General features: G+C 59.1%; 22 protein-coding genes and 1 tRNA gene. 17 read left to right on the forward strand and 6 right to left on the reverse strand.

The window, feature by feature from the left end:
* Positions 1-6: 6 nt before the first annotated feature.
* Both iolC and LVY75_15725 read right to left on the reverse strand, forming a co-directional pair.
* The gene (iolC, locus tag LVY75_15720; protein XAZ24646.1) at positions 7-1,938 is read right to left on the reverse strand and encodes a 5-dehydro-2-deoxygluconokinase; all 1,932 of its coding nucleotides are present in this window, start codon (positions 1,936-1,938) and stop codon (positions 7-9) included.
* A gap of 93 nt (positions 1,939-2,031) precedes the next feature.
* Positions 2,032-2,904 (reverse strand): MurR/RpiR family transcriptional regulator, encoded by an 873-nt coding sequence (locus LVY75_15725; GenBank protein ID XAZ24647.1) that lies wholly within the window; start codon positions 2,902-2,904, stop codon positions 2,032-2,034.
* A 208-nt stretch (positions 2,905-3,112) separates the two neighbouring features.
* Between LVY75_15725 and LVY75_15730 the strand changes: the two genes are divergently transcribed.
* The 3 genes from LVY75_15730 to LVY75_15740 all read left to right on the forward strand — a co-directional run bounded on the left by LVY75_15730 (position 3,113) and on the right by LVY75_15740 (position 5,762).
* On the forward strand, positions 3,113-4,228 hold the full coding sequence (locus tag LVY75_15730; GenBank protein ID XAZ24648.1) for a Gfo/Idh/MocA family oxidoreductase: 1,116 nt from the start codon (positions 3,113-3,115) through the stop codon (positions 4,226-4,228).
* An 85-nt stretch (positions 4,229-4,313) separates the two neighbouring features.
* Positions 4,314-5,531 carry an FAD-dependent oxidoreductase gene (locus LVY75_15735; protein ID XAZ24649.1) on the forward strand — a complete coding sequence of 406 codons (1,218 nt, stop codon included), beginning with the start codon at positions 4,314-4,316 and terminating at the stop codon, positions 5,529-5,531.
* A gap of 141 nt (positions 5,532-5,672) precedes the next feature.
* Positions 5,673-5,762 (forward strand) — tRNA-Ser (locus tag LVY75_15740).
* Between the two features lie 149 nt (positions 5,763-5,911).
* Here the strand turns inward: LVY75_15740 and LVY75_15745 are convergent.
* Positions 5,912-6,247, reverse strand: coding sequence for a hypothetical protein (locus tag LVY75_15745; GenBank protein ID XAZ24650.1), 336 nt, complete (start codon positions 6,245-6,247; stop codon positions 5,912-5,914).
* A 718-nt stretch (positions 6,248-6,965) separates the two neighbouring features.
* On the opposite strand from LVY75_15745, the gene LVY75_15750 reads away from it, so the two are divergent.
* Positions 6,966-8,009 (forward strand): porin, encoded by a 1,044-nt coding sequence (locus LVY75_15750; protein ID XAZ24651.1) that lies wholly within the window; start codon positions 6,966-6,968, stop codon positions 8,007-8,009.
* 129 nt (positions 8,010-8,138) lie between these two features.
* On the opposite strand, the gene LVY75_15755 is transcribed toward LVY75_15750, so the two are convergent.
* Positions 8,139-9,032 (reverse strand): alpha/beta hydrolase, encoded by an 894-nt coding sequence (locus LVY75_15755; protein ID XAZ24652.1) that lies wholly within the window; start codon positions 9,030-9,032, stop codon positions 8,139-8,141.
* 63 nt (positions 9,033-9,095) lie between these two features.
* A complete protein-coding gene (locus LVY75_15760; protein ID XAZ24653.1) occupies positions 9,096-11,174 on the reverse strand; it encodes a lytic transglycosylase domain-containing protein in 2,079 nt (692 codons plus the stop codon).
* Positions 11,175-11,390: 216 nt separating this feature from the next.
* Here LVY75_15760 and dapA point away from each other — a divergent pair, with 216 nt between their 5' ends.
* Positions 11,391-12,275, forward strand: coding sequence for a 4-hydroxy-tetrahydrodipicolinate synthase (gene dapA, locus LVY75_15765; GenBank protein XAZ24654.1), 885 nt, complete (start codon positions 11,391-11,393; stop codon positions 12,273-12,275).
* Positions 12,276-12,375: 100 nt separating this feature from the next.
* A complete protein-coding gene (gene smpB / locus LVY75_15770; GenBank protein XAZ24655.1) occupies positions 12,376-12,855 on the forward strand; it encodes an SsrA-binding protein SmpB in 480 nt (159 codons plus the stop codon).
* A 138-nt stretch (positions 12,856-12,993) separates the two neighbouring features.
* On the opposite strand, the gene LVY75_15775 is transcribed toward smpB, so the two are convergent.
* Positions 12,994-13,575 carry an NYN domain-containing protein gene (locus LVY75_15775; protein XAZ24656.1) on the reverse strand — a complete coding sequence of 194 codons (582 nt, stop codon included), beginning with the start codon at positions 13,573-13,575 and terminating at the stop codon, positions 12,994-12,996.
* Between the two features lie 297 nt (positions 13,576-13,872).
* Between LVY75_15775 and rpoZ the strand changes: the two genes are divergently transcribed.
* The 11 genes from rpoZ (at position 13,873) to recO (ending at position 23,269) form a co-directional block, all read left to right on the forward strand.
* A complete protein-coding gene (gene rpoZ, locus LVY75_15780) occupies positions 13,873-14,277 on the forward strand; it encodes a DNA-directed RNA polymerase subunit omega (protein XAZ24657.1) in 405 nt (134 codons plus the stop codon).
* Between the two features lie 159 nt (positions 14,278-14,436).
* Complete coding sequence (locus tag LVY75_15785; GenBank protein ID XAZ24658.1) at positions 14,437-16,671, forward strand: bifunctional (p)ppGpp synthetase/guanosine-3',5'-bis(diphosphate) 3'-pyrophosphohydrolase; 2,235 nt, start codon at positions 14,437-14,439, stop codon at positions 16,669-16,671.
* A gap of 195 nt (positions 16,672-16,866) precedes the next feature.
* Positions 16,867-17,016: a DUF3563 domain-containing protein gene (locus tag LVY75_15790; protein ID XAZ24659.1), complete on the forward strand. Its 150-nt coding sequence runs from the start codon at positions 16,867-16,869 to the stop codon at positions 17,014-17,016.
* Positions 17,017-17,160: 144 nt separating this feature from the next.
* The gene (locus LVY75_15795; protein XAZ24660.1) at positions 17,161-17,751 is read left to right on the forward strand and encodes a DUF2062 domain-containing protein; all 591 of its coding nucleotides are present in this window, start codon (positions 17,161-17,163) and stop codon (positions 17,749-17,751) included.
* Between the two features lie 34 nt (positions 17,752-17,785).
* On the forward strand, positions 17,786-18,190 hold the full coding sequence (gene acpS / locus LVY75_15800) for a holo-ACP synthase (GenBank protein XAZ24661.1): 405 nt from the start codon (positions 17,786-17,788) through the stop codon (positions 18,188-18,190).
* Between the two features lie 114 nt (positions 18,191-18,304).
* The gene (gene lepB / locus LVY75_15805) at positions 18,305-19,048 is read left to right on the forward strand and encodes a signal peptidase I (GenBank protein XAZ24662.1); all 744 of its coding nucleotides are present in this window, start codon (positions 18,305-18,307) and stop codon (positions 19,046-19,048) included.
* On the forward strand, positions 19,045-19,761 hold the full coding sequence (gene rnc, locus LVY75_15810) for a ribonuclease III (protein XAZ24663.1): 717 nt from the start codon (positions 19,045-19,047) through the stop codon (positions 19,759-19,761). The genes lepB and rnc overlap by 4 nt, the downstream gene beginning before the upstream one ends.
* Positions 19,762-19,769: 8 nt before the next feature.
* Entirely contained in the window at positions 19,770-20,708 is a 939-nt protein-coding gene (era, locus tag LVY75_15815; protein ID XAZ24664.1) for a GTPase Era, read from the forward strand.
* Between the two features lie 271 nt (positions 20,709-20,979).
* Positions 20,980-21,732: a Crp/Fnr family transcriptional regulator gene (locus LVY75_15820; GenBank protein XAZ24665.1), complete on the forward strand. Its 753-nt coding sequence runs from the start codon at positions 20,980-20,982 to the stop codon at positions 21,730-21,732.
* 343 nt (positions 21,733-22,075) lie between these two features.
* On the forward strand, positions 22,076-22,444 hold the full coding sequence (locus LVY75_15825; GenBank protein ID XAZ24666.1) for a chemotaxis protein CheY: 369 nt from the start codon (positions 22,076-22,078) through the stop codon (positions 22,442-22,444).
* A 54-nt stretch (positions 22,445-22,498) separates the two neighbouring features.
* Positions 22,499-23,269 (forward strand): DNA repair protein RecO, encoded by a 771-nt coding sequence (recO, locus tag LVY75_15830; GenBank protein ID XAZ24667.1) that lies wholly within the window; start codon positions 22,499-22,501, stop codon positions 23,267-23,269.
* Positions 23,270-23,318: the final 49 nt, after the last annotated feature.

Consider the following 23,318-nt stretch of genomic DNA (forward strand, 5'->3'; position numbering starts at 1 on the left):
CTCTACTTAGTTGAGACCGCGCGTTTTCAGCCAGGCCTCTGTCAATTGCTTGAAGCGACCGGCCATGTCGGCAATCGCTTCCTCGTCGTTGATCTTGCCCGAAAGCCAGCCGCGCGCCGCATCGGCAAAGATCGTGCGGCCAACCGCAAAGCCCTTGACCGAGGGTGCAGCCAGCGTCGCCTCGAAACCCTTCACCAGTTCGTCGGCGGGAGCTTCGAGCCCCAGAAGCACGATACCGCGGCACCATGGATCATTTTTGGCAATGACGGCATCGATCTTTTTCCAGGCGCCGGTTGAGGCCTGCGGCTCAAGCTTCCACCAGTCCGGCTTGATGCCGAGCGCGTAGAGCTCTTCCAGCGCCGTCGACACCGTATCGTCGGTCAGCGCCCCGTTCTTGCTGGAGATGATCTCCACCAGCAGTTCGCGACCGACCTTGCGTGCGGCTTCAAAGAGCGTGCGCAGTTTTTCCTGCTGTTCCTTCTTCAATTCCGCCGGATCGTCGGGATGGTAGAAACACAGGCACTTGATGCAATGGTCGAGCGGCCATTCTACCAGCTGCGAGCCGATATCCTGGCTGAATTCGAAACGCAGCGGCTTGGAGCCCGGAAGCTCGACCGGCCGGCCGATCCAGGTGAAATCCTTCTTGGCCGCGTCGAAGAAGGCGTCACGGCCGAAGCGCTCGTCGATCAGCATGCCGTAGCCGGTCCGACCGTCGGCAACGCGGGAAGCAGCTTCTACCGCCAGCCGCTTGAAGGCGACGATCTGCTTATAATCGATGCTGAGCTCGTCGCAGACAGCCGTTAGCTGCGAACGATGGTCGATGGCGAGTGCCATCAGAAGCGGGATGTCGCCCTTGCGGGTCGAGGCCCAATGGATGTGGTTGATCGCCTCGTCCTTGCGCAGCGCGCGGTGTTTGCTGCCGTTCTTCAGGAAGAAGTCGAGCTCCGCCCAGGTCGGATATTCCGGCGAGCAGAGCAGGCGTGAAACGGCAAAGGCGCCGCAGGCATTCGCCCAGGTGGCGCAGGTCTTCAGCGGCTCGTCCTTCAGCCAGCCGCGCAGCAGGCCGGACATGAAGGCGTCGCCCGCGCCGAGCACGTTGAACACCTCGATCGGGAAGCCATCGCCGACAACGCCGTCTTCCAGATTGTCGCTGATCGGGCCGTCATAAACGATGCAGCCCATGGCCCCGCGCTTCAGGACGATGGTCGCAGGCGAAAGGCGTCTGATCTCCTTCAATGCACCGAGAACGTCATCCGCACCCGATGCAATCAGGATCTCTTCTTCCGTTCCGACGATCAAGTCGCAATCCGGCAATGTCTCCTTCATCTTCGAGGAGACGCGGTCCGACTTCACATAACGCTCGAAGCCCTCGGCATGGCCGGCAAGGCCCCAGAGATTCGGTCGGTAATCGATATCGAAAATCACCTTTCGGCCATTCGCCTTGGCAAGCCGGATCGCCTTGCGTTGCGCGGCCTCCGTATTCGGCCGGGAGAAATGCGTGCCCGAGACGAGCACCGCGCGCGAGGACTTGATGAAATCCTCGTCAATATCGCCTTCGTCGAGTGCCATATCGGCGCAATCGGAACGATAGAAAATCATCGGCGAGACGCCCTCGGCCTCTACCGCCAGCAGCACAAGTGCCGTCAGCCGATCCTTGTCGGTCTTGATGCCTTTCGTCTCGACGCCCTCGCGCGCCGACTGCTCGATGATGAAGCGCCCCATCTGCTCGTCGCCGACGCGGGTGATCAATGCCGATTTCAGCCCGAGCCGCGCCGTGCCGATCGCGATATTGGCCGGGCAGCCGCCGACGGATTTCGCAAAGGAACCTATATCTTCAAGCCGCGAACCGATTTGCTGACCGTAGAGATCGACGGAAGAGCGGCCAATGGTGATCACGTCAAGCGTCGGCTCCGGCGAGCCCGGATTCGATTGTACCATGATGTCCTCCCGCTAGATTCTTACACGGCCTGGAATGCCCGCGAATTTTGAATAATGAAACATCGGTTCCGTCTGTTTGTCAATTCGGAATGTTTATTCCATTTTTGTCTTCACGGGTTTTGCGTGCTGTAATTTGCGTCGCCGCTCGGCAATGGCAACCGGCAGCGCCATGGTGAGCGCCATGGAGGCCGACAATGAACGGAAGCCGGCGAAATCGGCCTCGGCTATTTCGAACCAGTGCGTCGCGCAGGCGGCCAGCGGCGAGAAGGCCGAATCGGTGATCGCAATCACCGGCACGCCGCGATCGGCAAGCTCCTGGCTCTGGATGAGGCTGTCGGCCGCATAGGGCGAAAAGCTCGCCGCAATCGCCGCATCGCGCGGCGTGGCGAATTGCACCATCTCCGGGTCGACGCCGTTTGGCGAGGCGACGATCTGATGGCGGATGTTCAGCTTGGAAAAGGCGTACGTCATGTGCGCCGTCAGCGGATAGGAGCGCCGCTTGGCGATGAGATAGATGGTCTCCGCCGCCGCTAGGATATCGACGGCCTTCGCAAACGTGTCCGTCTGCACGGTCGCCGCAAGCCGGTTCACCGACTGGCTGGCGGCCGAAATGAAGCCTGTCAGCAGCGTCGCATCCTCGTCATCCCCGCCGGACTGTTCCAGCGTGACGAGGCGCTCCTCATAGCTCAGCGTCCGGTCGCGCAGCCGCTCGCGAAAAATGCTCTGGAGATCGGAAAAGCCCTCATAGCCGAGGTGATGGGCGAGGCGTACCAGCGTCGAGGGCTGGACTTCCGAGGCTGCGGCAATGCTGGCCGTCGTGCCGAAGGCGATTTCATCAGGGTTGCCGAGCGCAAAGGCGGCCACCTGCGCCAGCCGCTTCGGCATGTTCGCCTTCCGCTCGATGATCGTACTGCGCAGGCTTTCAAAATCGCGCGGCACGCGCGCTCTTTGGGGGTCACTATCCATGCTGACGGCTCAGAAGATGAAACAAATATTCCATATTTCGGAGCATAAACGATTTCGAAGAAGGCGCCTAATTGTTTTTAATCGTCTGAAAATCAAGGGTTTTGGACAATTTTGAGAAGACCGGCATGAAAAGATGGATCAGGACCTGCTTGTCAAAATGATCCAAATATTCCAAAAATTCCCGCGGACTTGAGGAGGAGACCCTGACATGAAGCCACTCGGCATAGGTTTGATCGGCACCGGTTATATGGGCAAGTGCCACGCACTCGCATGGAATGCGGTGAAAACGGTCTTCGGCGATGTCGAGCGCCCGCGTCTCGTGCATCTTGCCGAAGCCAATGCCGAGCTGGCAAGCACCCGCGCCGGGGAGTTCGGCTTCGAGAAGGCGACGGCCGACTGGCGGGCGCTGATTGCGGATCCTGATGTGGACGTCGTCTCCGTCACCACACCCAATCAGTTCCATGCCGAAATGGCGATCGCCGCCCTCGAGGCCGGCAAGCACGTCTGGTGTGAAAAGCCGATGGCGCCCGCCTATGCCGATGCCGAGCGCATGCTTCAGGTAGCCAGACAATCCGGCAAGGTCGCAGCGCTCGGCTACAATTATATCCAGAACCCGATCATGCGGCATATAAAGGCGCTGATCGGCGAAGGCGCGATTGGCTCCGTCAATCACATCCGCGTCGAAATGGACGAGGATTTCATGGCCGATCCTGATGTCCTATTCTATTGGAAGAGCGAGCTTTCTGCCGGTTACGGCGCACTCGACGATTTCGCCGTCCATCCGTTGTCGCTGCTCTGGTATCTCTTCGGCCATGTCGAAGCTGTCACCACGGATATGGTCAAACCCTATGCCGATCGCCCGGTATCGGGCGGCGCTCGCCGCGCGGTCGAGAATCATGATGCGGCCAATGTGCTGATGCGTCTCGGCGGCGGCATCTCGGCCGTGCTGATGGCAAATCGTGCCGCCTGGGGCCGCAAGGGCCGGATAGCGCTGCAGATCTATGGCTCGAAGGGTTCCATTCTCTATGATCAGGAGCGCATGAACGAATTCGAGCTCTATCAGGCCGAAGGACGCGGCTCGGAGCAGGGCTTCCGCAAGATACTGGCGGCACCCGCCCATCAGCCGTATGATCGCTTCATCCCGGCCCCCGGTCACGGTCTCGGCTTCAATGACCTGAAGATCATCGAATGCCGCGAACTGATCCGGGCGATTTCCGGGGAGCCGGCGTCTATCGTGACATTCGAAGACGGTCTCAGGATAGAGAAGTCGGTTCATGCCATGGCACAGTCCTTCCATGAGCGCCGCTGGATCGAGATCGGCTGAAGCAAGCCTTCGCTTCCGTTGACGGCGTTTGGGGCAGGGGATAGGCCTTGTCCCTGTTGAATGGCTGATATTCGGGAGTGGTATCGTGACGGACAGACTGGTGATCATCGGCGCGGGGCAGGCAGGCTTCGCATTGGCAGCCAAGCTGCGTGCGCTGAAGGACGAGCGTCCGATTACGCTGATTGGCGCCGAAGACGTGCTTCCTTACCAGCGCCCGCCGCTGTCGAAGAAGTATCTGCTCGGCGAGATGGCCTTCGACCGCCTGCTGTTCCGTCCCGAGCATTGGTATCCCGATAATAATGTCGAGATCCGCCTTTCGACCTGGGCCGAGCAGATCAAGCGCGAGACCAAACAAGTCCTTCTGCAGGACGGCTCCATTCTCGATTATGGCACCCTGGCGCTTGTGACCGGCTCCACACCCCGCCGCCTGCCTGCCGCGATCGGCGGCGATCTGGAAGGCGTCTACGTCGCTCGCGACAAGCGCGACGCCGACCTGCTTGCCGGCGAAATGCGGCCCGGCCGCCGTGTGCTCATCATTGGCGGCGGCTATATCGGTCTCGAGGCGGCGGCCGTCGCTCGCCATCTCGGCCTCGAAGTGACCGTCATTGAAATGGCCGACCGGATCCTGCAGCGTGTCGCTGCCAAGGAAACCGCCGATATCATGCGCGCGATCCATAAGAGCCATGATGTGACGATTCGCGAAAAGACCGGCCTGAAACATCTGATCGGCCGGGATGGCCGGGTGACGGGCGCCGAGCTTTCCGACGGCGCCATCATCGAAGTGGACTTCGTGATCGTCGGCATCGGCGTCGTGCCGAACGACCTTCTGGCGAAGGAGGCCGGGCTCGAAGTCGGCAATGGAATCATCGTCGACGAATTTGCCCGCACTTCCGACCCTTCGATCTATGCGGCGGGCGATTGCGCCAGCCTGCCCTGGCAGGGCGGCCGTATCCGGCTTGAATCCGTGCAGAACGCCGTAGACCAGGCCGATGCCGCGGCCGTCGTCATCGCCGGCGGCAACGAACCCTACGACCCCAAGCCCTGGTTCTGGTCGGACCAGTATGATGTGAAGCTGCAGATCGCCGGCTTCAATATGGGCTACGACGACACGCTGCTGCGTCCAGGTTCCCGTGAAGGAGCAAGCTCCGTCTGGTATTTCCGCGAGGGCAAGCTGATCGCCGTTGATGCCATCAATGATGCCAAGGCCTATGTGACGGGCAAGAAGATGCTTGAATCCGGCATCAATCCTGACCGCGCAATCCTGGCCGATCCTGCGGCCGACCTGAAGCAACTCCTGGCATGAGCGGATAAGGGTTTGATGGCCTCTGCGGTCGATTCAGTTTTGAACTGTCGTAGTCGCGTTTGCGATCTGCGCAAAGGGCGTGTGAAAAACTTCAAAAAAAGCTTGATCGTACCGGGGAATACCCATATCAGGGCTCCCACCGGAGAGGTGGCCGAGTGGTCGAAGGCGCTCCCCTGCTAAGGGAGTATACCAGGAATGGTATCGTGGGTTCGAATCCCATCTTCTCCGCCATCTATCTTCTTATCGATGAAGTCAGATGGACGGCAGCCGGTATCAGGCCAGCCATAACATTTACCAAGACACGATTGTTGTAGGCTCATCGGGCAGGGCCACGGCCGTTGAAGGCCGCGCCCGGCGATATGGCCGACAGGTGTCGCCGGCTAGAAATGAAAATACAAACTCACTCCTGACCGCGGACGGTAGCCGTAATAGTCGCGGTAGCCGCCGTAATAACCCCGATCGTAGTACCGCGGGTACCTGTAGCCGTAGCGTGGATATCTGTAGCATCTGTCATAATATCCGCAGGAACGGTAGGCGTACCGGTGGTTCCAGTAGCGATCCGCGCGCCAATGCCGATGGCCTCGATATCTGACTTGCTCGACATTGCCGATCTGCACTTGCTCTGCTCTCGGCACGAACATCGGAGCCGCGTTTAGCGGTGGGGCGAAAGATGCAGCCAGGACGACGGCTGCGAGTGCTGATGATAGCTTCCTCATCGACGTATCCTTCCAAGTTTTCAGCTTGGGCCTCCGGGCGTGAACCTCCGATGAACAGCTTCATCGATCGAATGGCCTGGATTCACCGCCCGGTCAGCCCCGTGTTGGATCGAGTGGCGATCCAGTCCACCTTCGTCCCTTCCGCCGTTTCCTCCGTTGCGGACGTCGCGGTCTTTCGCGAGCGTCTCCCCGTGTCTGTGTCAACTTTCTCTGTTCTGAATTCTCCCTGTCGTCTGCCTCGTTCCAGAATCGCGACGGTCGACCGGCCGAATCGCGCATGAGAATCAATCGCCTCTCGTCGGCTAAAACTGAAATCGGTTTCGTTTCTCGCATCCGCGAGCTTTGCGCCGGTCGTCAGTCAATCATCGCAAAAAGCTGAATCTGGCGGGAAAATGGTGTCAATTTGGCACGATTGGGCGCCGCCGTACCTTATGAAACCCCAATAAACATCGGGAAAATAAGCGGTTTCTTAATAAAGCCTAAACAAACGGCTGGCCCGTTGCCCAACTTGTGGCCTTTCAGCAACAGGGTTCCGGTAAGGCTTTCGTAAACCCCTCTTGAACACAAGTTGGTGATTGCGTGACAGCCGCCGTCTTGTATTTTCACCCTCGGAAGCAAGGGCCTGACCGCCCGACTTCTTCAAACACCCGGGGGTAGGGCAGGGAAACGCTGTAAGGCGTGATCTTACCTCCGAACGAAACTTGAATTGGAGGTCATTATGAACATCAAGAGCCTTCTTCTTGGCTCTGCTGCCGCTATGGCAGTAGTTTCCGGCGCTCAGGCTGCTGACGCTATCGTTGCAGCCGAGCCGGAACCGGTTGAATACGTTCGCGTCTGCGACGCTTACGGCACCGGCTACTTCTACATCCCGGGCACGGAAACCTGCCTGAAGATCAACGGTTACATCCGTTTCCAGGTTGACGTCGCTCCGAACGCAAGCTCGATCGGCGCTGGCGGCGGCGGTTCTGTTCCGAACGACTCGGATTGGGATGCTCGTACGCGTGGTCAGGTTCAGTTCACGGCTAAGAGCGATACCGAATACGGCCCGCTCACCGGCGTAATCGTTATCCAGGCCAATGCTGACAACGCTTCGGCTCAGAAGACGCAGCTTGACTCTGCTTACCTCGACATCGCCGGCTTCCGCGCTGGTCTGTTCTACTCCTGGTGGGACGATGGTCTCTCCGGCGAAACGGACGACATCGGCTCCCCGGTCACCCTGCACAACTCCATCCGTTACCAGTATGAAACCGGCGACTTCTACGCTGGTATCAGCGTTGACGAACTGGAAGACAGCCCGTTCTACGACGGTGAAACCCCGAACAACTGGGGTGTAGCAGTTGGCCTCGGTGGCAAGGCTGGTGCCTTCACCTACCAGGTCACTGCTGGTTACGACACCGACAACGAAGAAGGCGCTGTTCGCGCTATGGGTACCGTTGCAATCGGCCCGGGCACGCTCGGCCTCGCAGCAGTCTACTCGACCAACCCGAACGCCTACTACAACAAGTCCGAATGGGCAGTTGCTGCCGAGTACGCCCTCAAGGCTACCGACAAGCTGAAGCTGACCCCGGGCGTACAGTACTACGGCCACTACGGTATCGTCGGTGACGAATTCAACGACGACAACGATGCCTGGAAGGTTGGTCTGACGGTTGACTACCAGATCGTAGACAACTTCTCCGCTAAGGTTTCGGTTCAGTACCTCGATCCGGATGGTGCTGACGACGTAACCTCGGGCTACTTCCGCCTGCAGCGTGCATTCTAATCTGATCTGACTTCGGTCATTCAGGGAAGCCCGGCTCTTGAGCCGGGCTTTTTGCATTTCATGCCGGAAGACCGATCTGTGGTGCAGCCTGGAAATAGATGAACCCCGAGGGAAACGAGGTAAGCCAGATCAGCCGAATTTGCTGACAAACATCCTGATCGTGTGCGGAATGTCTCCTAGATGCAGAAGCGGCGCATGACCTTGGCCCTTTGCGGTGATCTGCAGCATATCAGGATGCCGCTTCGCCATTTCATCCACTGTCCCCCGCGATAGCAGGCTTGAATTCTCTCCCCTGATGACCAGCAGCGGTACCGCGCCCAGGTTTTCGAATTGCGGCCAGAGATCGGGCAGGGGATTGTCGAAATCGATTGTTTTCAGCTGCTCGGCAATGGCCGGGTCGTAGTCGGCGACGGGGATACCATTCTGCTCCCGATAGATGGCATGCGCCATGCCCTCCCAGTCGGTGAGACCGAGTGCCGGAAAAGCGCCTGCGTGATGCTCCCTGAGGATATCTGCCGCCTCACTCCAGCTTTGAGCTTTGCGATCACGGTTGAGATAATCCCGGATCGCCATCAGTCCGGCCGGCTGGATGACGGGGCCGATATCGTTGAAAATGACGCCTGCGAGCAGTTCCGGCTTTGTTGCCGCCAGCAGATGCAGGATCAGTCCGCCGCGCGACGTGCCGATGAAGATGGCGCGGTCGACGCCGAGCGCAGCGCAGCCGGCAATCACATCGCCACATTCGACGGCGAGATTGTAGTTCGCCTTGTTGCCGTCCCGATCGGACCGGCCGCGTCCGCGATAGTCGAGGGCAACGACACGTCGCGGGGAGACCGTATCCCGCGACAGGATCAGTGCGAGTTCATGGAAATCGCGGCTGTTGCGGGTAAGACCTGGCAGGCAGACGATCGGCAGACGGTCAGGCTCTTTGTCCGCCACTTGGTAGCTGCGAGCATAAAGCCTCAGCCCATCGGTCGATCTATAGAATTTTTCCTCAAACCCGCTTGTGACGGCGTCGCTCATGACATCTCCATCCATCTGTCTGAACGAGATGTAGCTTGCTTTCGGCAGGTCTGCCAATGCGCCTCAAGTCGCGCTGCGGCCCCCGATGAGATCGCGCTCGATGTCAGGCGTCTGCCCAAGGCGCGCCTTGTAGACTTCATAATTCTCCATCACCCGCTGCACGTAGTTGCGCGTCTCGGGGAAGGGGATGCGCTCGATCCAGTCGACGATCTCGTCGACCGGCTTGCCGCGCGGATCGCCATAGCGGCTGATCCATTCCGGCACGCGCTTGGGTCCGGCATTATAGGCGATGAATGTCAGGATGTAGGAGCCGCCGAAGGCATCGATCTGCTCGCCGAGGTAATGCGCGCCAAGCGTTGCATTGTAGCCGGCATCAGCCGTCAGCTTGTCCTTGGAATAGGTGATATTGTGCCGCTTGGCGACCGCCTGGGCCGTGCCCGGCAGCAGCTGCAGCAGGCCGCGCGCATTGGCGGCGGAGACGGCGGCCGGATTGAAGGCGCTTTCCTGGCGGGCGATTGCATAGGCAAGCGCCTTTCCCGAACCGGATATATTGGCGTTCGCCGGAATGACACCGACCGGGAAGGCAAGCGCTGCGACATCGATGCCGCGTCCATAGGCGATCTTGCCGATCTGCAGCGAGAGATGATGGTCGCCCGCCTGCTCGGCCTTGGCTGTCAGGATTGCCAGTTCACCAGGGCTTTGAATCTGGTCGGCAAGTGCCAGGTAGAGGGCTGCCGCACGCCAGCCGTGACCGGCCGATTCAAGCCGCCCGATCGCCTGCACCGCCTCTCGCTGCTGCAGGTTCTGCCGGTCTGCCGTTGTCGGCGAGGGATAGGTGACGTTGAGGGTTTTGCGCCCGAGCCGCTCGGCGGCCAGCTGTCCGTAGAAAGTGCCCGGAAAATTCGCGGCCTTGGCAAAAAAATCGCTGGCCTTGCCCGGCCCGCCGGCTTCCGCGGAGCGTCCGAGCCAATACCAGGCGCGGGAAACGGAAAGCGGGCCGTTCGAAACCTGCAGGATCTGGCGGAAATGCGTCTCGGCCGTTGTCGGGTCCTGCAGTCCGCGCAGCGCATACCAGCCGGCATGGAATTGAGCTTCGACGATATCCGTCGGTACCGTCGCGACGGAGGCGGAAACGATCTGGTAGGCGGCCTTGAACTGTCCCTGGTCGACGAGGCCACGGCTGATGATCCGCTGCTCGTTCCACCATTCACCGGAGTTCATCAGTTCGCTGCGGTCGCGCGGTATCTGCTGCAGGAGCTTGGCGGCGTCGAGATACTTGTCCTGCTTGCGCAGATATTCGATGCGCGCGAAGAGATAGCCGGGATCGCTGCGCCACTTGGCATCGACCGCGTTCAGCAGTGCGCCGGCGTTGCCCGCATTGGCGTCGACGGCGGCCCAGGCCTTGTAGAGCGACTGCGCCTGGCCCATGTCGCCGAAGCGCTTGGCCTGTGCCACGCGGCCGCGATACATAAGGTAGTCCATGCGCGTCTTGTGATCGGCGGCGGTCAGCAGGCCGGCAAATTCCGCGAGGATCTTGTCTTCGGTTGCCTTGTCGAGCACCTGACTGCGCCAGATCTTGCCGATATATTTCGTCGCTTGCGCAGATTTGCCGGTCGCCACCAGTGCACGCGACATGATCATCGCGCCCTGCGGCGTCTCCGGCGTGGTATCGCCGAAGGCGTTCAGCACGGCAGCAGGAGCCGGGTTTTCGTCATATAGCGCGCGCTCGGAATTGCCGCGCAGACGCTCGAGGCCTGGCCAGCCCTTCAGCTCGTCGGAAGCGCTGGCGATCTCATAGGAGGGGACGCCCTTCAGGCCGGATGTGGCGATTGCCCAGGTGAGGATGTGGCGATCGAGAGTTCCTGCCGCCATGGTGTTGCGGATGGCGAGTGCCCGTTGCGGATCCTTGTTGGAGAGCGCATCCAGGCCGGCCTTCAGATCGCTGTTGACTGGCGCGATGGCTCCAGTGCGCGGAATGGAGCCGGTGGTGATTGCCTCGGGGAAAGACGCCGTCTCCGGCACGAATCCAAGCGGCTTGACGGCAGGCACGGGGGCGCTTTCGCCGGGGAGCTGCGATGCAGCGCTGCCCCAGGCCGCAGCCACCAGGCCGAAGGCGGACAGGATCAGAACGGCTCTCTTCATCCGGATGACTCGCAACGAAAACATGCCCCTCAATTTGGCTGGAGGCATCTTAACGAAACCTTACCGCATCGGGTAAAATTCATTCACATTTGCTATCGGAATTTGCCCTAAACCGACCTATGCGCGCTTGTCGCGGCCTTTATGCCGCTCTATGGTGCGCAACTCTTATTCATGGAATGCGGCTGAAGCAAGGATATCGGCCGTGAGGAGCTTTGCATGTTCAATGGGTCCATCCCCGCGCTCGTAACCCCCTTCACCGATGCCGGCCTGATCGACGAAGACAGCTTCGCCGCTCACGTTGCCTGGCAGATCGGGGAAGGCAGCAAAGGTCTCGTTCCGGTCGGTACGACCGGCGAGTCGCCGACGCTGTCGCATGCCGAGCACAAACGGGTGGTGGAGCTCTGCATCGAAGTTGCGGCCAAGCGCGTGCCTGTCATGGCTGGCGCTGGCTCGAACAATACACGGGAAGCGATCGAACTTGCGCAGCATGCGCAAAAGGTCGGCGCCGACGCCGTTCTGGTCGTCACGCCCTATTACAACAAGCCGACGCAAAAGGGCCTGATCGCCCATTATTCCGCGATCGCCGAAGCCGTCGATCTGCCGATCTATATCTACAACATTCCCGGCCGTTCGGTCATCGACATGACGCCGGAGACGATGGGCGCGCTTGCGAAGGCCCACAAGAATATCGTCGGCGTCAAGGATGCGACCGGCAAGATCGAGCGGGTCTCCGAACAGCGCATCACCTGCGGCAAGGAGTTCCAGCAGCTTTCGGGTGAAGATGCGACGGCGCTCGGCTTCAACGCCCATGGCGGCGTCGGCTGCATCTCGGTCACGGCCAACATTGCGCCGCGCCTCTGTGCGGAATTCCAGGCTGCCACGGCCGAAGGCAATTACGCCAAGGCTCTGGAACTGCAGGACCGGCTGATGCCGCTGCACAAGGCGGTCTTCATGGAGCCTGGCGTCTGTGGCGCGAAATACGGCCTGTCGAAGCTCGGTCGCATGAGCCGTACGGTCCGCTCGCCGCTGATGTCCTCGCTTGAGCCTTCGACGGAAGCGGCAATCGACGCCGCGATGCGTCACGCTGGCTTGCTCAACTGAGGCTGCACGGCCCGCGTCTTCACAAAGCCGGGCCGTCCCCTTACATAGATGACAGGAAATGAGGGCGCGGCATTCGCGCCCCTCGGATGGAATTATCGTCATGGCCCCCAAAGGCAGCCAGCGTATCGTGAAGAAGGTCGTCGCGGAAAACCGCAAGGCCCGCTTCAACTACGAAATCATCGATACCTATGAGGCGGGCTTGGTGCTGATGGGCACCGAGGTCAAGTCATTGCGCGAAGGCAAGGCCAATATCGCCGAATCCTACGCTTCGGATGAGGATGGCGAGATCTGGCTGATCAATTCCTATCTGCCGGAATATCTGCAGGCGAACCGCTTCAACCACGAGCCGCGTCGCCGCCGCAAGCTGCTCTTGTCCGGGCGTGAGATCAACCGTTTGCGCGCTGGCATCAACCGCGAAGGCATGACGCTGATCCCGATGAAGATCTATTTCAACGATCAGGGCCGCGCCAAGCTCGAGCTGGCGCTCGCGAAGGGCAAGAAGCTGCACGACAAGCGCGAATCCGAGAAGGAGCGCGATTGGAACAGGCAGAAGAGCCGTCTGTTGAAAGGCAACGCCTGACCATTTGCCTACAGCGTCAGGCTATTCGCGAATGAAGGCTTGAAGCAGTCGCGCAAAGCGTGCAGCGGTTTTGAGCTGACGACATGCAAGAACGCAAGACTAAAGCGTGACAAGTGAAACCTGGAGTCGCGACGCGCCTTAGTCTTCGAAATCGCTGGCTGGCGCCACTTCGGCAGGACGCGGAGGACGTTCGGAAGGATCCCGCCCGATCTCTGCTTTCAGCGACAGGAGATCGATGAAGTGATCGGCCTGGCGGCGCAGGTCGTCGGCGATCATCGGCGGTTGGGTGGACATGGTCGAAATGACCGAAACCTTGCGTCCCTTGCGTTGCAGCGCTTCGACCAGATTGGTGAAATCGCCGTCGCCGGAAAAGATGACGAGATGGTCGACCGTTTCGGACTGTTCCATGGCATCGATTGCGAGCTCGATATCCATATTGCCCTTGATCTTGCGACGCCCCATGGAGTCGGTAAACTCCTTGGCGGGCTTCGTTACGACCTTGTAGCCATTGTAATCAAGCCAGTCGATGAGTGGACGGATCGAGGAATATTCCTGGTCTTCGATAAGCGCGGTATAGTAGTAGGCGCGCAGCAGATATCCGCGTTTCTGAAATGCTTTCAAGAGCTTGCGGTAGTCGATGTCAAAGCCGAGACTCTTGGATGCAGCGTAGAGGTTGGCGCCGTCAATGAATAGTGCAATTTTTTCGCGTGGGTCAAACATCGCTTACCGATCCAAAGAGAGTAATCGAAATCCATAAGCCACTTAGCCCAATAAAAACAGTGGCTTGTGGATGTGGCGTCGAGCTGTTCCGTACTTTATGAATTATTCATATATGAAAGATTTAGGGCACGATTCGCGATATTCCAAGCAACCCTCGGTGGAAATGTCACATTGTGCATGGAAATTTAGACCCGCCGCGGATAAAGGCGAGGGGACCCTAACGAAAAACTTGAATTTGTCCGGTTTTAATTGTATCGGGCGTTTTAATCCTGAAAAGACGACCGCAAAGGACAGGCAATGGCCCGTGTCACAGTAGAAGATTGCATTGACAAGGTGGAGAACCGCTTCGAGCTGGTTCTGCTCGCCAGCCACCGCGCCCGGCTGATTTCCCAGGGTGCGTCGATCACCATCGATCGTGACAACGACAAGAACCCGGTTGTGGCTCTGCGCGAAATCGCTGATGAGACCCTGTCGCCGGACGATCTGAAGGAAGACCTGATCCACTCGCTGCAGAAGCATGTGGAAGTGGACGAGCCCGAGCCCGATCCGGCAAGCCTGATCGCGGCCGGCGCTACTGCTACTGCCGACAGCGAAGAGCAGGACGATCTGCCGGAAACGATCACCTTCAACCAGATGTCGGAAGAAGAGCTTCTGGCCGGTATCGAAGGCCTTGTCCCGCCGGAAAAGAGCGACGATTACTAAGCGCATCTCCGGCTTTTGAAGGGCCGGGGCTTCCCGCGCGGCAAAAGATCGACGATTACCAATCATCAATCTTGCGCCTGTAAGGCTTAGGCATAATATTGCCCTTGTGTGCGCCAGTCTGCGATTGGCGCCCTTTTATTTTATTGGAGTGGCTTTGGAATGATGCGGCAGTACGAGCTCGTGGAGCGGGTTCAGAAATACAAGCCCGATGCCAACGAAGCTCTGCTGAACAAAGCCTATGTCTACGCCATGCAGAAGCATGGGCAGCAGAAGCGGGCGAGCGGCGACCCTTACATCTCGCACCCGCTCGAAGTGGCCGCCATCCTGACCGATATGCATCTCGACGAATCGACGATTGCAGTCGCCCTCCTGCATGACACGATCGAGGATACGACTGCCACCCGCGCCGAGATCGACGAACTCTTCGGCGAGGATATCGGTCGCCTGGTCGAGGGCCTGACGAAGATCAAGAAGCTTGATCTCGTCACCAAGAAGGCCAAGCAGGCGGAGAATCTGCGTAAGCTGCTGCTTGCCATTTCCGATGACGTGCGCGTGCTGCTGGTCAAGCTCGCCGATCGTCTCCACAATATGCGCACCCTCGACCACATGTCGCAGGAAAAGCGCGCTCGCATTTCCGAAGAGACGATGGAAATCTATGCGCCGCTTGCCGGCCGCATGGGCATGCAGGACATGCGCGAGGAGCTGGAGGAACTCTCCTTCCGGCACATGAACCCGGAAGCCTACGAGACCGTCACCAAGCGCCTCGAAGAACTGTCGAAGCGCAACGAGGGCCTGGTCAAGAAGATCGAGGCCGAACTGCGCGACCTGCTGATCGCCAGCGGCTTGACGAGTGCCTATGTCAAGGGCCGGCAGAAGAAGCCTTACTCCGTCTTCCGCAAGATGCAGTCGAAATCGCTCTCCTTCGAGCAGCTTTCCGATGTCTATGGTTTTCGCATCATCGTCGAGGATATCCCCTCCTGCTATCGCGCGCTCGGCATCGTGCATACGCGCTGGCGCGTCGTGCCCGGCCGCTTCAAGGATTATATCTCGACACCGAAGCAGAACGACTACCGCTCGCTGCACACCACCATCGTCGGCCCGTCGATGCAGCGCATCGAGCTGCAGATCCGCACCAAGCGTATGCATGAGATCGCCGAATTCGGCATTGCCGCCCATACGCTCTATAAGGACGGCGCCACGAATGCGGATGGCGACATCCTGTCGCGCGAAAGCAATGCCTACTCCTGGTTGCGGCACACGATCGAGGCGCTTGCCGAAGGCGACAGCCCGGAGGAGTTCCTCGAGCACACCAAGCTCGAGCTGTTTCAGGATCAGGTCTTCTGTTTCACGCCGAAGGGCAAGCTGATTGCCCTGCCGCGCGGCGCGACGCCGATCGATTTCGCTTATGCCGTCCATACCAATATCGGCGATACGACCGTCGGCGCCAAGATCAACGGCCGTATCATGCCGCTTGTAACCCGCCTCAACAATGGCGACGAAGTGGAGATCATCCGTTCCGGCGTGCAGGTGCCGCCGGCCGCCTGGGAAGAGATCGTCGTCACTGGCAAGGCGCGCGCCGCCATCCGCCGCGCGACACGCATGGCGATCCGCAAGCAATATGCCGGTCTCGGTCACCGCATCCTGGAGCGTACCTTCGACCGTGCCGGCAAGATCTTCTCGCGCGAAGCCATGAAGCCTGCGCTGCACCGCCTCGGCCAGAAGGATGTGGAGGATGCGATCGCAGCTGTCGGTCGCGGCGAAATGTCCTCGCTCGATGTCCTGCGCGCCGTCTACCCCGATCACCAGGACGAGCGCGTCACGGTCAAGCCTGCCGGTGACGAAGGCTGGTTCAACGTCAGAAGCGCCTCGGGCATGATTTTCAAGATCCCCGGCAAGAGCAAGGCGGATCTCGACGGCGAGCGCGCCTCCACCGAGAGCGATCCCGATATCGTGCCGATCCGCGGTCTCTCCGGCAATGTCGACGTCAAGTTCTCGCCGACGGGCGCTGTGCCCGGCGATCGCATTGTCGGCATCATGGAAAAGGGCAAGGGCATCACCATCTATCCCATCCAGTCGCCATCGCTGCAGCGTTTCGATGATCAGCCGGACCGCTGGATCGACGTGCGCTGGGATCTCGACGAGGCCAATAAATCCCGCTTCATGGCCCGCATCATGGTCAACGCGCTGAATGAGCCCGGCACGCTCGCCAAGGTGGCGCAGACGGTGGCAAGCCTGGATGTCAATATTCGCATGCTGAACACGGTGCGTGTGGCAGCCGACTTCACCGAAATGGTGCTGGAAGTGGAGGTCTGGGATCTGCGTCAGCTCAACCAGCTTCTCGCTCAGCTCAAGGACCTGGAATGCATCGCGACGGTCAGGCGTCTCTACGAGTAGGATTTTCTTAAAGTCTTGCCGATCGCAAAATTGCGCTTTGCATATTTTGTGATCATTTAATGGTCGATTTGGCATATTGAAAAGGCAAGCCATGCAATTGGAGCATGGCTGTGCTCAGGTTACAGCGGTGGTAATTAACCGTTGCCGCGACTATCTTCAGGTCATCAGAAAATGAAACGAAGATGAGGCAAAGCAATGTTTGAACCGATCAGGAAATTCGCCCGCGCCCTTCGCGCTCCGACCGCTCAGGAACGTGAAATGGCATATCTCAATGGCTCGCATGACCGTATTGATCTTGAATATCGTCAGCGTCAGGTCGATCGCGGTATCTTCCGCAATCGTTAATCCCTGAAATATACTTGAAGTAAGAAAGGGGCGTTATGCATGACCCACGCCCCTTGGAAGAAAAGAAGAATAGACGGCCTGTTTCTCAAGCGGTTCCATTTGCCGCTCTTGTCATGGCCCTGTGCGCTGCACTAAATACGCGCCATGTTGTTTCGCCGTCGCAAACCCGCGGGATTTAAGGAAAAGCTGCGAGAGCTCGTATGGCCTCGCAAGGGTTTTCTGCGCCCGCCGAAATATCTCATTATGCGCGTCCTGCGCCTGACTGCCTCGCCGCATGCGGTTGCAGTGGGCGTCGCTGCGGGTGTCTTCGTGTCGTGGACACCCTTCATCGGCGTGCATTTCGTCATGGCCTTCGTCATCACCTATCTGCTGTCAGGCAATATGGTGGCGGCAGCGCTTGGCTGCGCGGCCTTCGGCAATCCGCTGACCTACCCCTTCATCTGGGGCATCACCTGGGAAGTTGGTCACCTGCTGCTCAGCCGGCAGGATCAGCTGGCCGGGCAGACGATCAATCTGGCCGAGCTCTTCCACAAGCTGCATTTCACGGAACTGTGGAAGCCGGTGCTGGAGCCGATGCTGATCGGTGCGATCCCGCCGGCTGCGATCACCTCGGTTGCTCTTTATATCCTGACATTCTACACCGTGAGAGGCTTTCAGGCGCGTCGCCGCGCCCGGCTGATGGAGCGTGCGCGTTTCAGGCTCGCCAATCCCGCTGTCGAGATGCCGACCGTCTGAGCCGAAGCAGTGTCATCCTGAAAGGCCTATTCGCATGATCATCGGAATTGGCAGCGACCTCATCGATATCAGACGCGTGGAGAAATCGATCGAACGCTTCGGTGATCGCTTCACGCATCGCTGTTTCACCGAGATCGAGCGCGCCCGCTCGGATCGCCGCGCCAACCGCGCAGAATCCTATGCGAAGCGCTTCGCCGCCAAGGAAGCCTGCTCCAAGGCGCTTGGCACCGGCCTCTCGCAGGGCGTTTTCTGGAAGGACATGGGTGTCGTCAACCTGCCAAGCGGAAAGCCGACGATGCAGTTGACGGGCGGCGCCGCCGACGTTCTCAAGGCCATGATGCCGGCAGGCCACAAGGCCGCCATTCATTTGACAATAACCGATGATTATCCCTTGGCTCAGGCTTTTGTGATCATCGAAGCGCTGCCGGATGCCGTATGATAGCGACCTCTCGTCGCTTTTAGTGCCGTCGTTATTGCCGCCACCGGCCGAAGCCGCTAGAGAGAACATCAGAAAGAAATGCGCCTTGCCGGCGTCTTGAAGGAATAAGACTGCGTGTCCGAAAAAGTCGAAGCCAAGCCGAACGCCCTCTGGGAAAATATCAAGGTCATCATCCAGGCTCTCGTCCTGGCGATGGTTATCAGGACTGTCCTGTTTCAGCCCTTCACCATTCCCTCTGGCTCGATGATGCCGACCTTGCTGGTCGGCGACTATATCTTCGTCAACAAGTTTGCTTACGGCTATTCGAAATATTCGCTGCCTTTCTCGCCTGACATTTTCAGCGGCCGTATCTTCGGTTCCGATCCCAAGCGCGGCGATATCGTCGTTTTCCGTTTCCCGCCGAATCCTGACGTCGATTACATCAAGCGTGTCGTCGGCCTGCCGGGCGATCATATCCAGGTCACCGACGGTGTTCTCTACATCAACGGCAAGCCGGTTCCGAAGGTGCCCGACGGGACCTTCAATTCCGACTACAAGCTTGATCCGGGCCAGGACGTGCCGGTGTTCCGCGAGACGCTTGACGATGGCAAGACCTACGACACGCTCGACCAGTCGCCGGTTTCGCGCGCCGACAACACTCGCGAGTTCATTGTTCCGGAAGGCCATTATTTCATGATGGGCGACAACCGTGACAACTCGCTCGACAGCCGCTTCGATGTCGGTTACGTGCCGGCGGAAAACCTTGTCGGTCGTGCCAGCGTCATCTTCTTCTCGCTCGGCAACGACACGTCCTTCCGCGAAATCTGGAAATGGCCGACCAACATGCGCTGGGACCGCCTCTTCAAGGTTGTTGAATGAGCAAGGCGCAGACGCTCTCAGCGGCGGACCGCGCAAAGCTTGAAACCCTGATCGGACATGAATTTGTCGAGAAGGAACGTCTGGACCGCGCGCTGACCCATGCCAGCGCGCGCACCGACAAAGGCAATTACGAGCGGCTTGAATTTCTCGGCGACAGGGTTCTCGGGCTCTGTATCGCCGAGTTGCTGTTCCGGACCTTCGGGACTGCGGCCGAAGGCGAGCTTTCAGTGCGCCTGAACCAGCTTGTCAGCGCCGAAACCTGTGCTGCCGTTGCCGACGAGCTCAATCTCCACCTCTATATCCGCACCGGCGCCGACGTGAAGAAACTCACCGGCAAGCGCATGATGAACGTGCGCGCCGATGTCGTCGAAAGCCTGATCGCAGCCCTCTATCTGGATGGTGGCCTGGAGGTCGCCCGACGCTTCATCCTGCGCTATTGGGAGGGCAGGGCGGTGCGCGCCGATGGCGCCCGCCGCGATGCCAAGACCGAATTACAGGAATGGTCGCACGCCAAATATGGCGTTACACCCGTCTACCGGGTTGAAGAACGCAGCGGACCGGATCATGATCCGCGTTTCAAGGTGACTGTAGAAGTCACTGGTGTTGCACCGGAGACCGGGGTAGAGCGCTCCAAGCGCGCCGCAGAACAGGTCGCCGCTACGAAAATGCTCGAGCGTGAAGGCATTTGGCAGTCGACCGCTGCCGGAAATTGACGGGATCAATGACAGAAGAAAACGAAATGGCAGCCGAAGTCGCTGCTGAAAGCAATCCGACGCATTCCGGCTTCGTCGCCTTGATCGGCCCGACCAATGCCGGGAAATCGACGCTGGTCAACCGCCTCGTCGGTGCCAAGGTGTCGATCGTCAGCCACAAAGTGCAGACGACGCGCGCCATCGTGCGCGGCATTGCCATTCATGACAATGCGCAGATCGTCTTCATGGACACGCCCGGCATCTTCAAGCCGCGCCGTCGCCTCGATCGCGCGATGGTGACATCCGCCTGGGGCGGCGCCAAGGATGCGGATCTCATCATGCTGCTGATCGACAGCGAACGCGGTCTGCGCGGCGATGCCGAAGCCATCCTCGAAGGCCTGAAGGATGTTCCGCAGAAGAAGATCCTGGTCCTCAACAAGATCGACCGCGTCAATCGCGAGTTGCTTCTCGCACTTGCCGCCACAGCAAACCAGATGGTCGAGTTCGAGCAGACCTTCATGATCTCGGCAGAGAACGGTTCCGGTTGCGACGACGTGATGGATTATCTGGCGAAAACCCTGCCGGAAGGTCCGTGGTACTATCCGGAAGATCAGATTTCCGATCTGCCCATGCGCCAGCTGGCCGCCGAAATCACCCGCGAGAAGCTGTTCCTGCGCCTGCATCAGGAGCTTCCCTATTCCTCGCATGTCGAGACGGAGAAATGGGAAGAGCGCAAGGATGGCTCCGTGCGCATCGAGCAGGTCATCTATGTCGAGCGTGACAGCCAGAAGAAGATCGCGCTCGGCAAGGGCGGCGAGACAATCAAGGCAATCTCTTCGGCCTCGCGCCGCGAGCTATCTGAAATCCTTGAGCAGCCTGTCCATCTCTTCCTGTTCGTCAAGGTGCGCGAAAACTGGGGTGACGATCCCGAACGCTTCCGCGAGATGGGTCTCGAATTCCCGCGCTAACGCATGTCGCGCAAAAGTGCGTCGCGGTTTTGCGGCAACGACATGCGGGAGGCAAACGCATGTCGCGCAAAAGTGTGTCGCGGTTTTGCGATAAAGGAATTTGGAAAACAAATAGCTGAAGGGTGACAAGAAAACCGGCTGCTGGGCTCCAGCCTCTTGTTTCCGCATGAAAATCTCTGCCTGTTCCCGGGAACAAATCGGCCTGTCTGCGCATTGATGTGCGAACGGCGCTGCACCCTGCAGCGCCGGTTTTCTCGACAGCAGGGGCACGATGGCGACGGCAAAACCTACCCATTCCTTCAAGACGCCCTGCGAGCAGTGTCCGCTGCGGCCACTGCCGCATTTCCGGGAATTCAGCCGGGACGAGCTCGACTTCGTGTCGAGATTCAAAAGGGGCGAACTGGCCGTCGATGCCGGTGCGACCATTCTCGTCGAAGGTGCCCATAGCGCCCATCTCTTCACGGTGCTCTCAGGCTGGGGCTTCCGCTACAAGATGCTGGAGGACGGCCGTCGGCAGATCCTGAACTACATCGTGCCGGGCGACCTGATCGGCCTGCAGGGGACAATCATGGGCGAGATGCAGCATTCCGTGGAGGCCCTGTCGCCGGTAACGCTCTGTGTCTTCGAGCGCGACAAGCTGATGACGCTTTATAACAAGCACGCTTCGCTTGCCTTCGATATTACCTGGATCGCGGCGCAGGAGGAGCGCATTCTCGATGAGCACCTGCTCAGCATCGGTCGTCGTACCGCGCTTGAAAGAGCTGCCTATCTCATCGCCTTCCTGTTTGAGCGCGCAAGGAAGCTCAGCCTTTTCAATGGCCGCAACGTCATCCCGATCACCCAGCAGCATATTGCCGATACACTTGGTCTTTCGATCGTTCACACCAACAAGACGTTGAAGAAACTTGCTGGGCGCAACCTGATCCGCTGGCAGGAGCGCGGCTGCGACGTGCTGGACGGAGAGGGATTGATGCGGGTTGCCGGCTGGGAAGGTCTGCGTGAAGGAAAGCGTCCCTTTATCTGAGGCATGTCGCGCAAGACTGTGCCGTCGTTTTCGATGACGATACGCGTCAGCAAGTACGTGAAGCGTCGCAATCGGATCTGAAAGATTAAGACGCGTGCTAGAATCTTTCCGGGCCGGATTGGTCAGCCTTAATGTCTTTTTTAAATGCAAATTCGTGCCGGGAAAAATAGAGTTGTGTCATCTTTCCTCCGATTTTCGTTTTTATCGACCGGAGGCAAAAATGTGGCTATTCAGTTGAGGTGGGCAACCATCGTCAACGGTCCAGGCGAGAAACCGACGGAATGATGTTTGCAAAAAGGCAGAAGCGCTGCGATGTTTGTGCTTCACGAGAGGCATGGAGATCATGAGCGAAAGAACCCGCGTTCTGGTCCTGGAAGACAGTCTGATCATCGCCATGGAGGCGGAGGATATCCTGCGTCTCGTTGGTGCCGATACGATCGATATTGCCAATAGCCTCGATCAGGCCAGGGACGCAATCCAGGTCGCAGATTACGATTTCGCACTTCTCGACGTGAATCTCGGAGAGGCGATGAGTTTCGATTTCGCGCGTGATCTGTCGCTCGCCAATATTCCGTTCGGTTTTGTCAGCGGCTATTCCGATACGCAGGATTTCCCGACTGATCTTCAGGACGTGCCCCTTCTCGTCAAGCCATTCGACGAGAACGCGATGCGCGATTTCCTCCAGAAGCTTTTCCCGACACCGGCCGAATGACACAGCCCTAGCCTTGCTCTAAAATGAATCGGCAGGCTGAAGGACAGTTTTCCGATGCAATGGCAGGACCAGGCGATCATTCTTGGCGTCAAGCGCCACGGCGAGACGAGCGTTATCGCCGAGGTGATGACGCGCGAGCGTGGCCGCCATCTCGGTCTCGTCCGCTCCGGACGTTCGCGCACCATGCAGCCGGTGCTGCAGCCCGGCAATGAGGTGGAAGTCACCTGGCGTGCGAGGCTGGATGAACATCTCGGTGAATTCCGCCTTGAGCCGGTGAAGCTGCGCGCCGCGCGGCTGATGGAGACGGCGACCGCCGTCTATGGCGTGCAGGCCATGGGCGCTTTGCTGCGCCTGCTCCCCGAACGCGACCCGCATCCGCATCTCTTCGAGGCGCTCGAAGTCATCCTCGACCATCTCCACAATCCGGCCGATGCGGGGGAGCTTTTCGTGCGCTTCGAGCTTGCAGTGCTGAACGATCTCGGCTTCGGGCTCGACCTGACGGAATGCGCCGCAACTGGCAATCGCACTGATCTTGCCTATGTTTCGCCGAAATCCGGCCGTGCCGTCAGCCGCGATGCCGGCGAGCCATGGGCCGACAAGATGCTGCTTTTACCGGCTTTCCTGAGTGTGCAGGAAAACCACGCGGCCGATTTCGACAGCCTTGTAGCGGCATTCCGTCTGACCGGATTCTTTCTGCATCGCCACGTCTATGAACCGCGTGGTTTGGAGGCTTCGGCAGCCCGTGAAGGCTTCGTTCAGGCGGCACTCAAGGCGCTGAATCCGGCTTCCCGAACGCTTTCGCGGCCGGATGAGCTTTCTGCCTGAACGGTTTTTCATACCTGCAAAACAGTCTTCAGTTTTGGCGGTTTACCCC

It is taken from the genome of Sinorhizobium sp. B11 (assembly GCA_039725955.1).
Taxonomy (GTDB): Bacteria; Pseudomonadota; Alphaproteobacteria; order Rhizobiales; family Rhizobiaceae; genus Rhizobium.

Bases quoted from the DNA above. Each gene is read 5' to 3' on its own strand.
- iolC (XAZ24646.1), bottom strand. From the start codon at position 1,938: ATGGTACAATCGAATCCGGGCTCGCCGGAGCCGACGCTTGACGTGATC.
- acpS (XAZ24661.1), top strand. From the start codon at position 17,786: ATGATCATCGGAATTGGCAGCGACCTCATCGATATCAGACGCGTGGAG.
- LVY75_15820 (XAZ24665.1), top strand. From the start codon at position 20,980: ATGGCGACGGCAAAACCTACCCATTCCTTCAAGACGCCCTGCGAGCAG.
- LVY75_15825 (XAZ24666.1), top strand. From the start codon at position 22,076: ATGAGCGAAAGAACCCGCGTTCTGGTCCTGGAAGACAGTCTGATCATC.
- LVY75_15775 (XAZ24656.1), bottom strand. From the start codon at position 13,575: ATGTTTGACCCACGCGAAAAAATTGCACTATTCATTGACGGCGCCAAC.
- LVY75_15745 (XAZ24650.1), bottom strand. From the start codon at position 6,247: ATGAGGAAGCTATCATCAGCACTCGCAGCCGTCGTCCTGGCTGCATCT.
- dapA (XAZ24654.1), top strand. From the start codon at position 11,391: ATGTTCAATGGGTCCATCCCCGCGCTCGTAACCCCCTTCACCGATGCC.
- rpoZ (XAZ24657.1), top strand. From the start codon at position 13,873: ATGGCCCGTGTCACAGTAGAAGATTGCATTGACAAGGTGGAGAACCGC.
- LVY75_15730 (XAZ24648.1), top strand. From the start codon at position 3,113: ATGAAGCCACTCGGCATAGGTTTGATCGGCACCGGTTATATGGGCAAG.
- era (XAZ24664.1), top strand. From the start codon at position 19,770: ATGACAGAAGAAAACGAAATGGCAGCCGAAGTCGCTGCTGAAAGCAAT.
- rnc (XAZ24663.1), top strand. From the start codon at position 19,045: ATGAGCAAGGCGCAGACGCTCTCAGCGGCGGACCGCGCAAAGCTTGAA.
- LVY75_15760 (XAZ24653.1), bottom strand. From the start codon at position 11,174: ATGAAGAGAGCCGTTCTGATCCTGTCCGCCTTCGGCCTGGTGGCTGCG.
- LVY75_15725 (XAZ24647.1), bottom strand. From the start codon at position 2,904: ATGGATAGTGACCCCCAAAGAGCGCGCGTGCCGCGCGATTTTGAAAGC.
- LVY75_15755 (XAZ24652.1), bottom strand. From the start codon at position 9,032: ATGAGCGACGCCGTCACAAGCGGGTTTGAGGAAAAATTCTATAGATCG.
- smpB (XAZ24655.1), top strand. From the start codon at position 12,376: ATGGCCCCCAAAGGCAGCCAGCGTATCGTGAAGAAGGTCGTCGCGGAA.
- LVY75_15795 (XAZ24660.1), top strand. From the start codon at position 17,161: ATGTTGTTTCGCCGTCGCAAACCCGCGGGATTTAAGGAAAAGCTGCGA.
- recO (XAZ24667.1), top strand. From the start codon at position 22,499: ATGCAATGGCAGGACCAGGCGATCATTCTTGGCGTCAAGCGCCACGGC.
- LVY75_15785 (XAZ24658.1), top strand. From the start codon at position 14,437: ATGATGCGGCAGTACGAGCTCGTGGAGCGGGTTCAGAAATACAAGCCC.
- LVY75_15750 (XAZ24651.1), top strand. From the start codon at position 6,966: ATGAACATCAAGAGCCTTCTTCTTGGCTCTGCTGCCGCTATGGCAGTA.
- LVY75_15790 (XAZ24659.1), top strand. From the start codon at position 16,867: ATGTTTGAACCGATCAGGAAATTCGCCCGCGCCCTTCGCGCTCCGACC.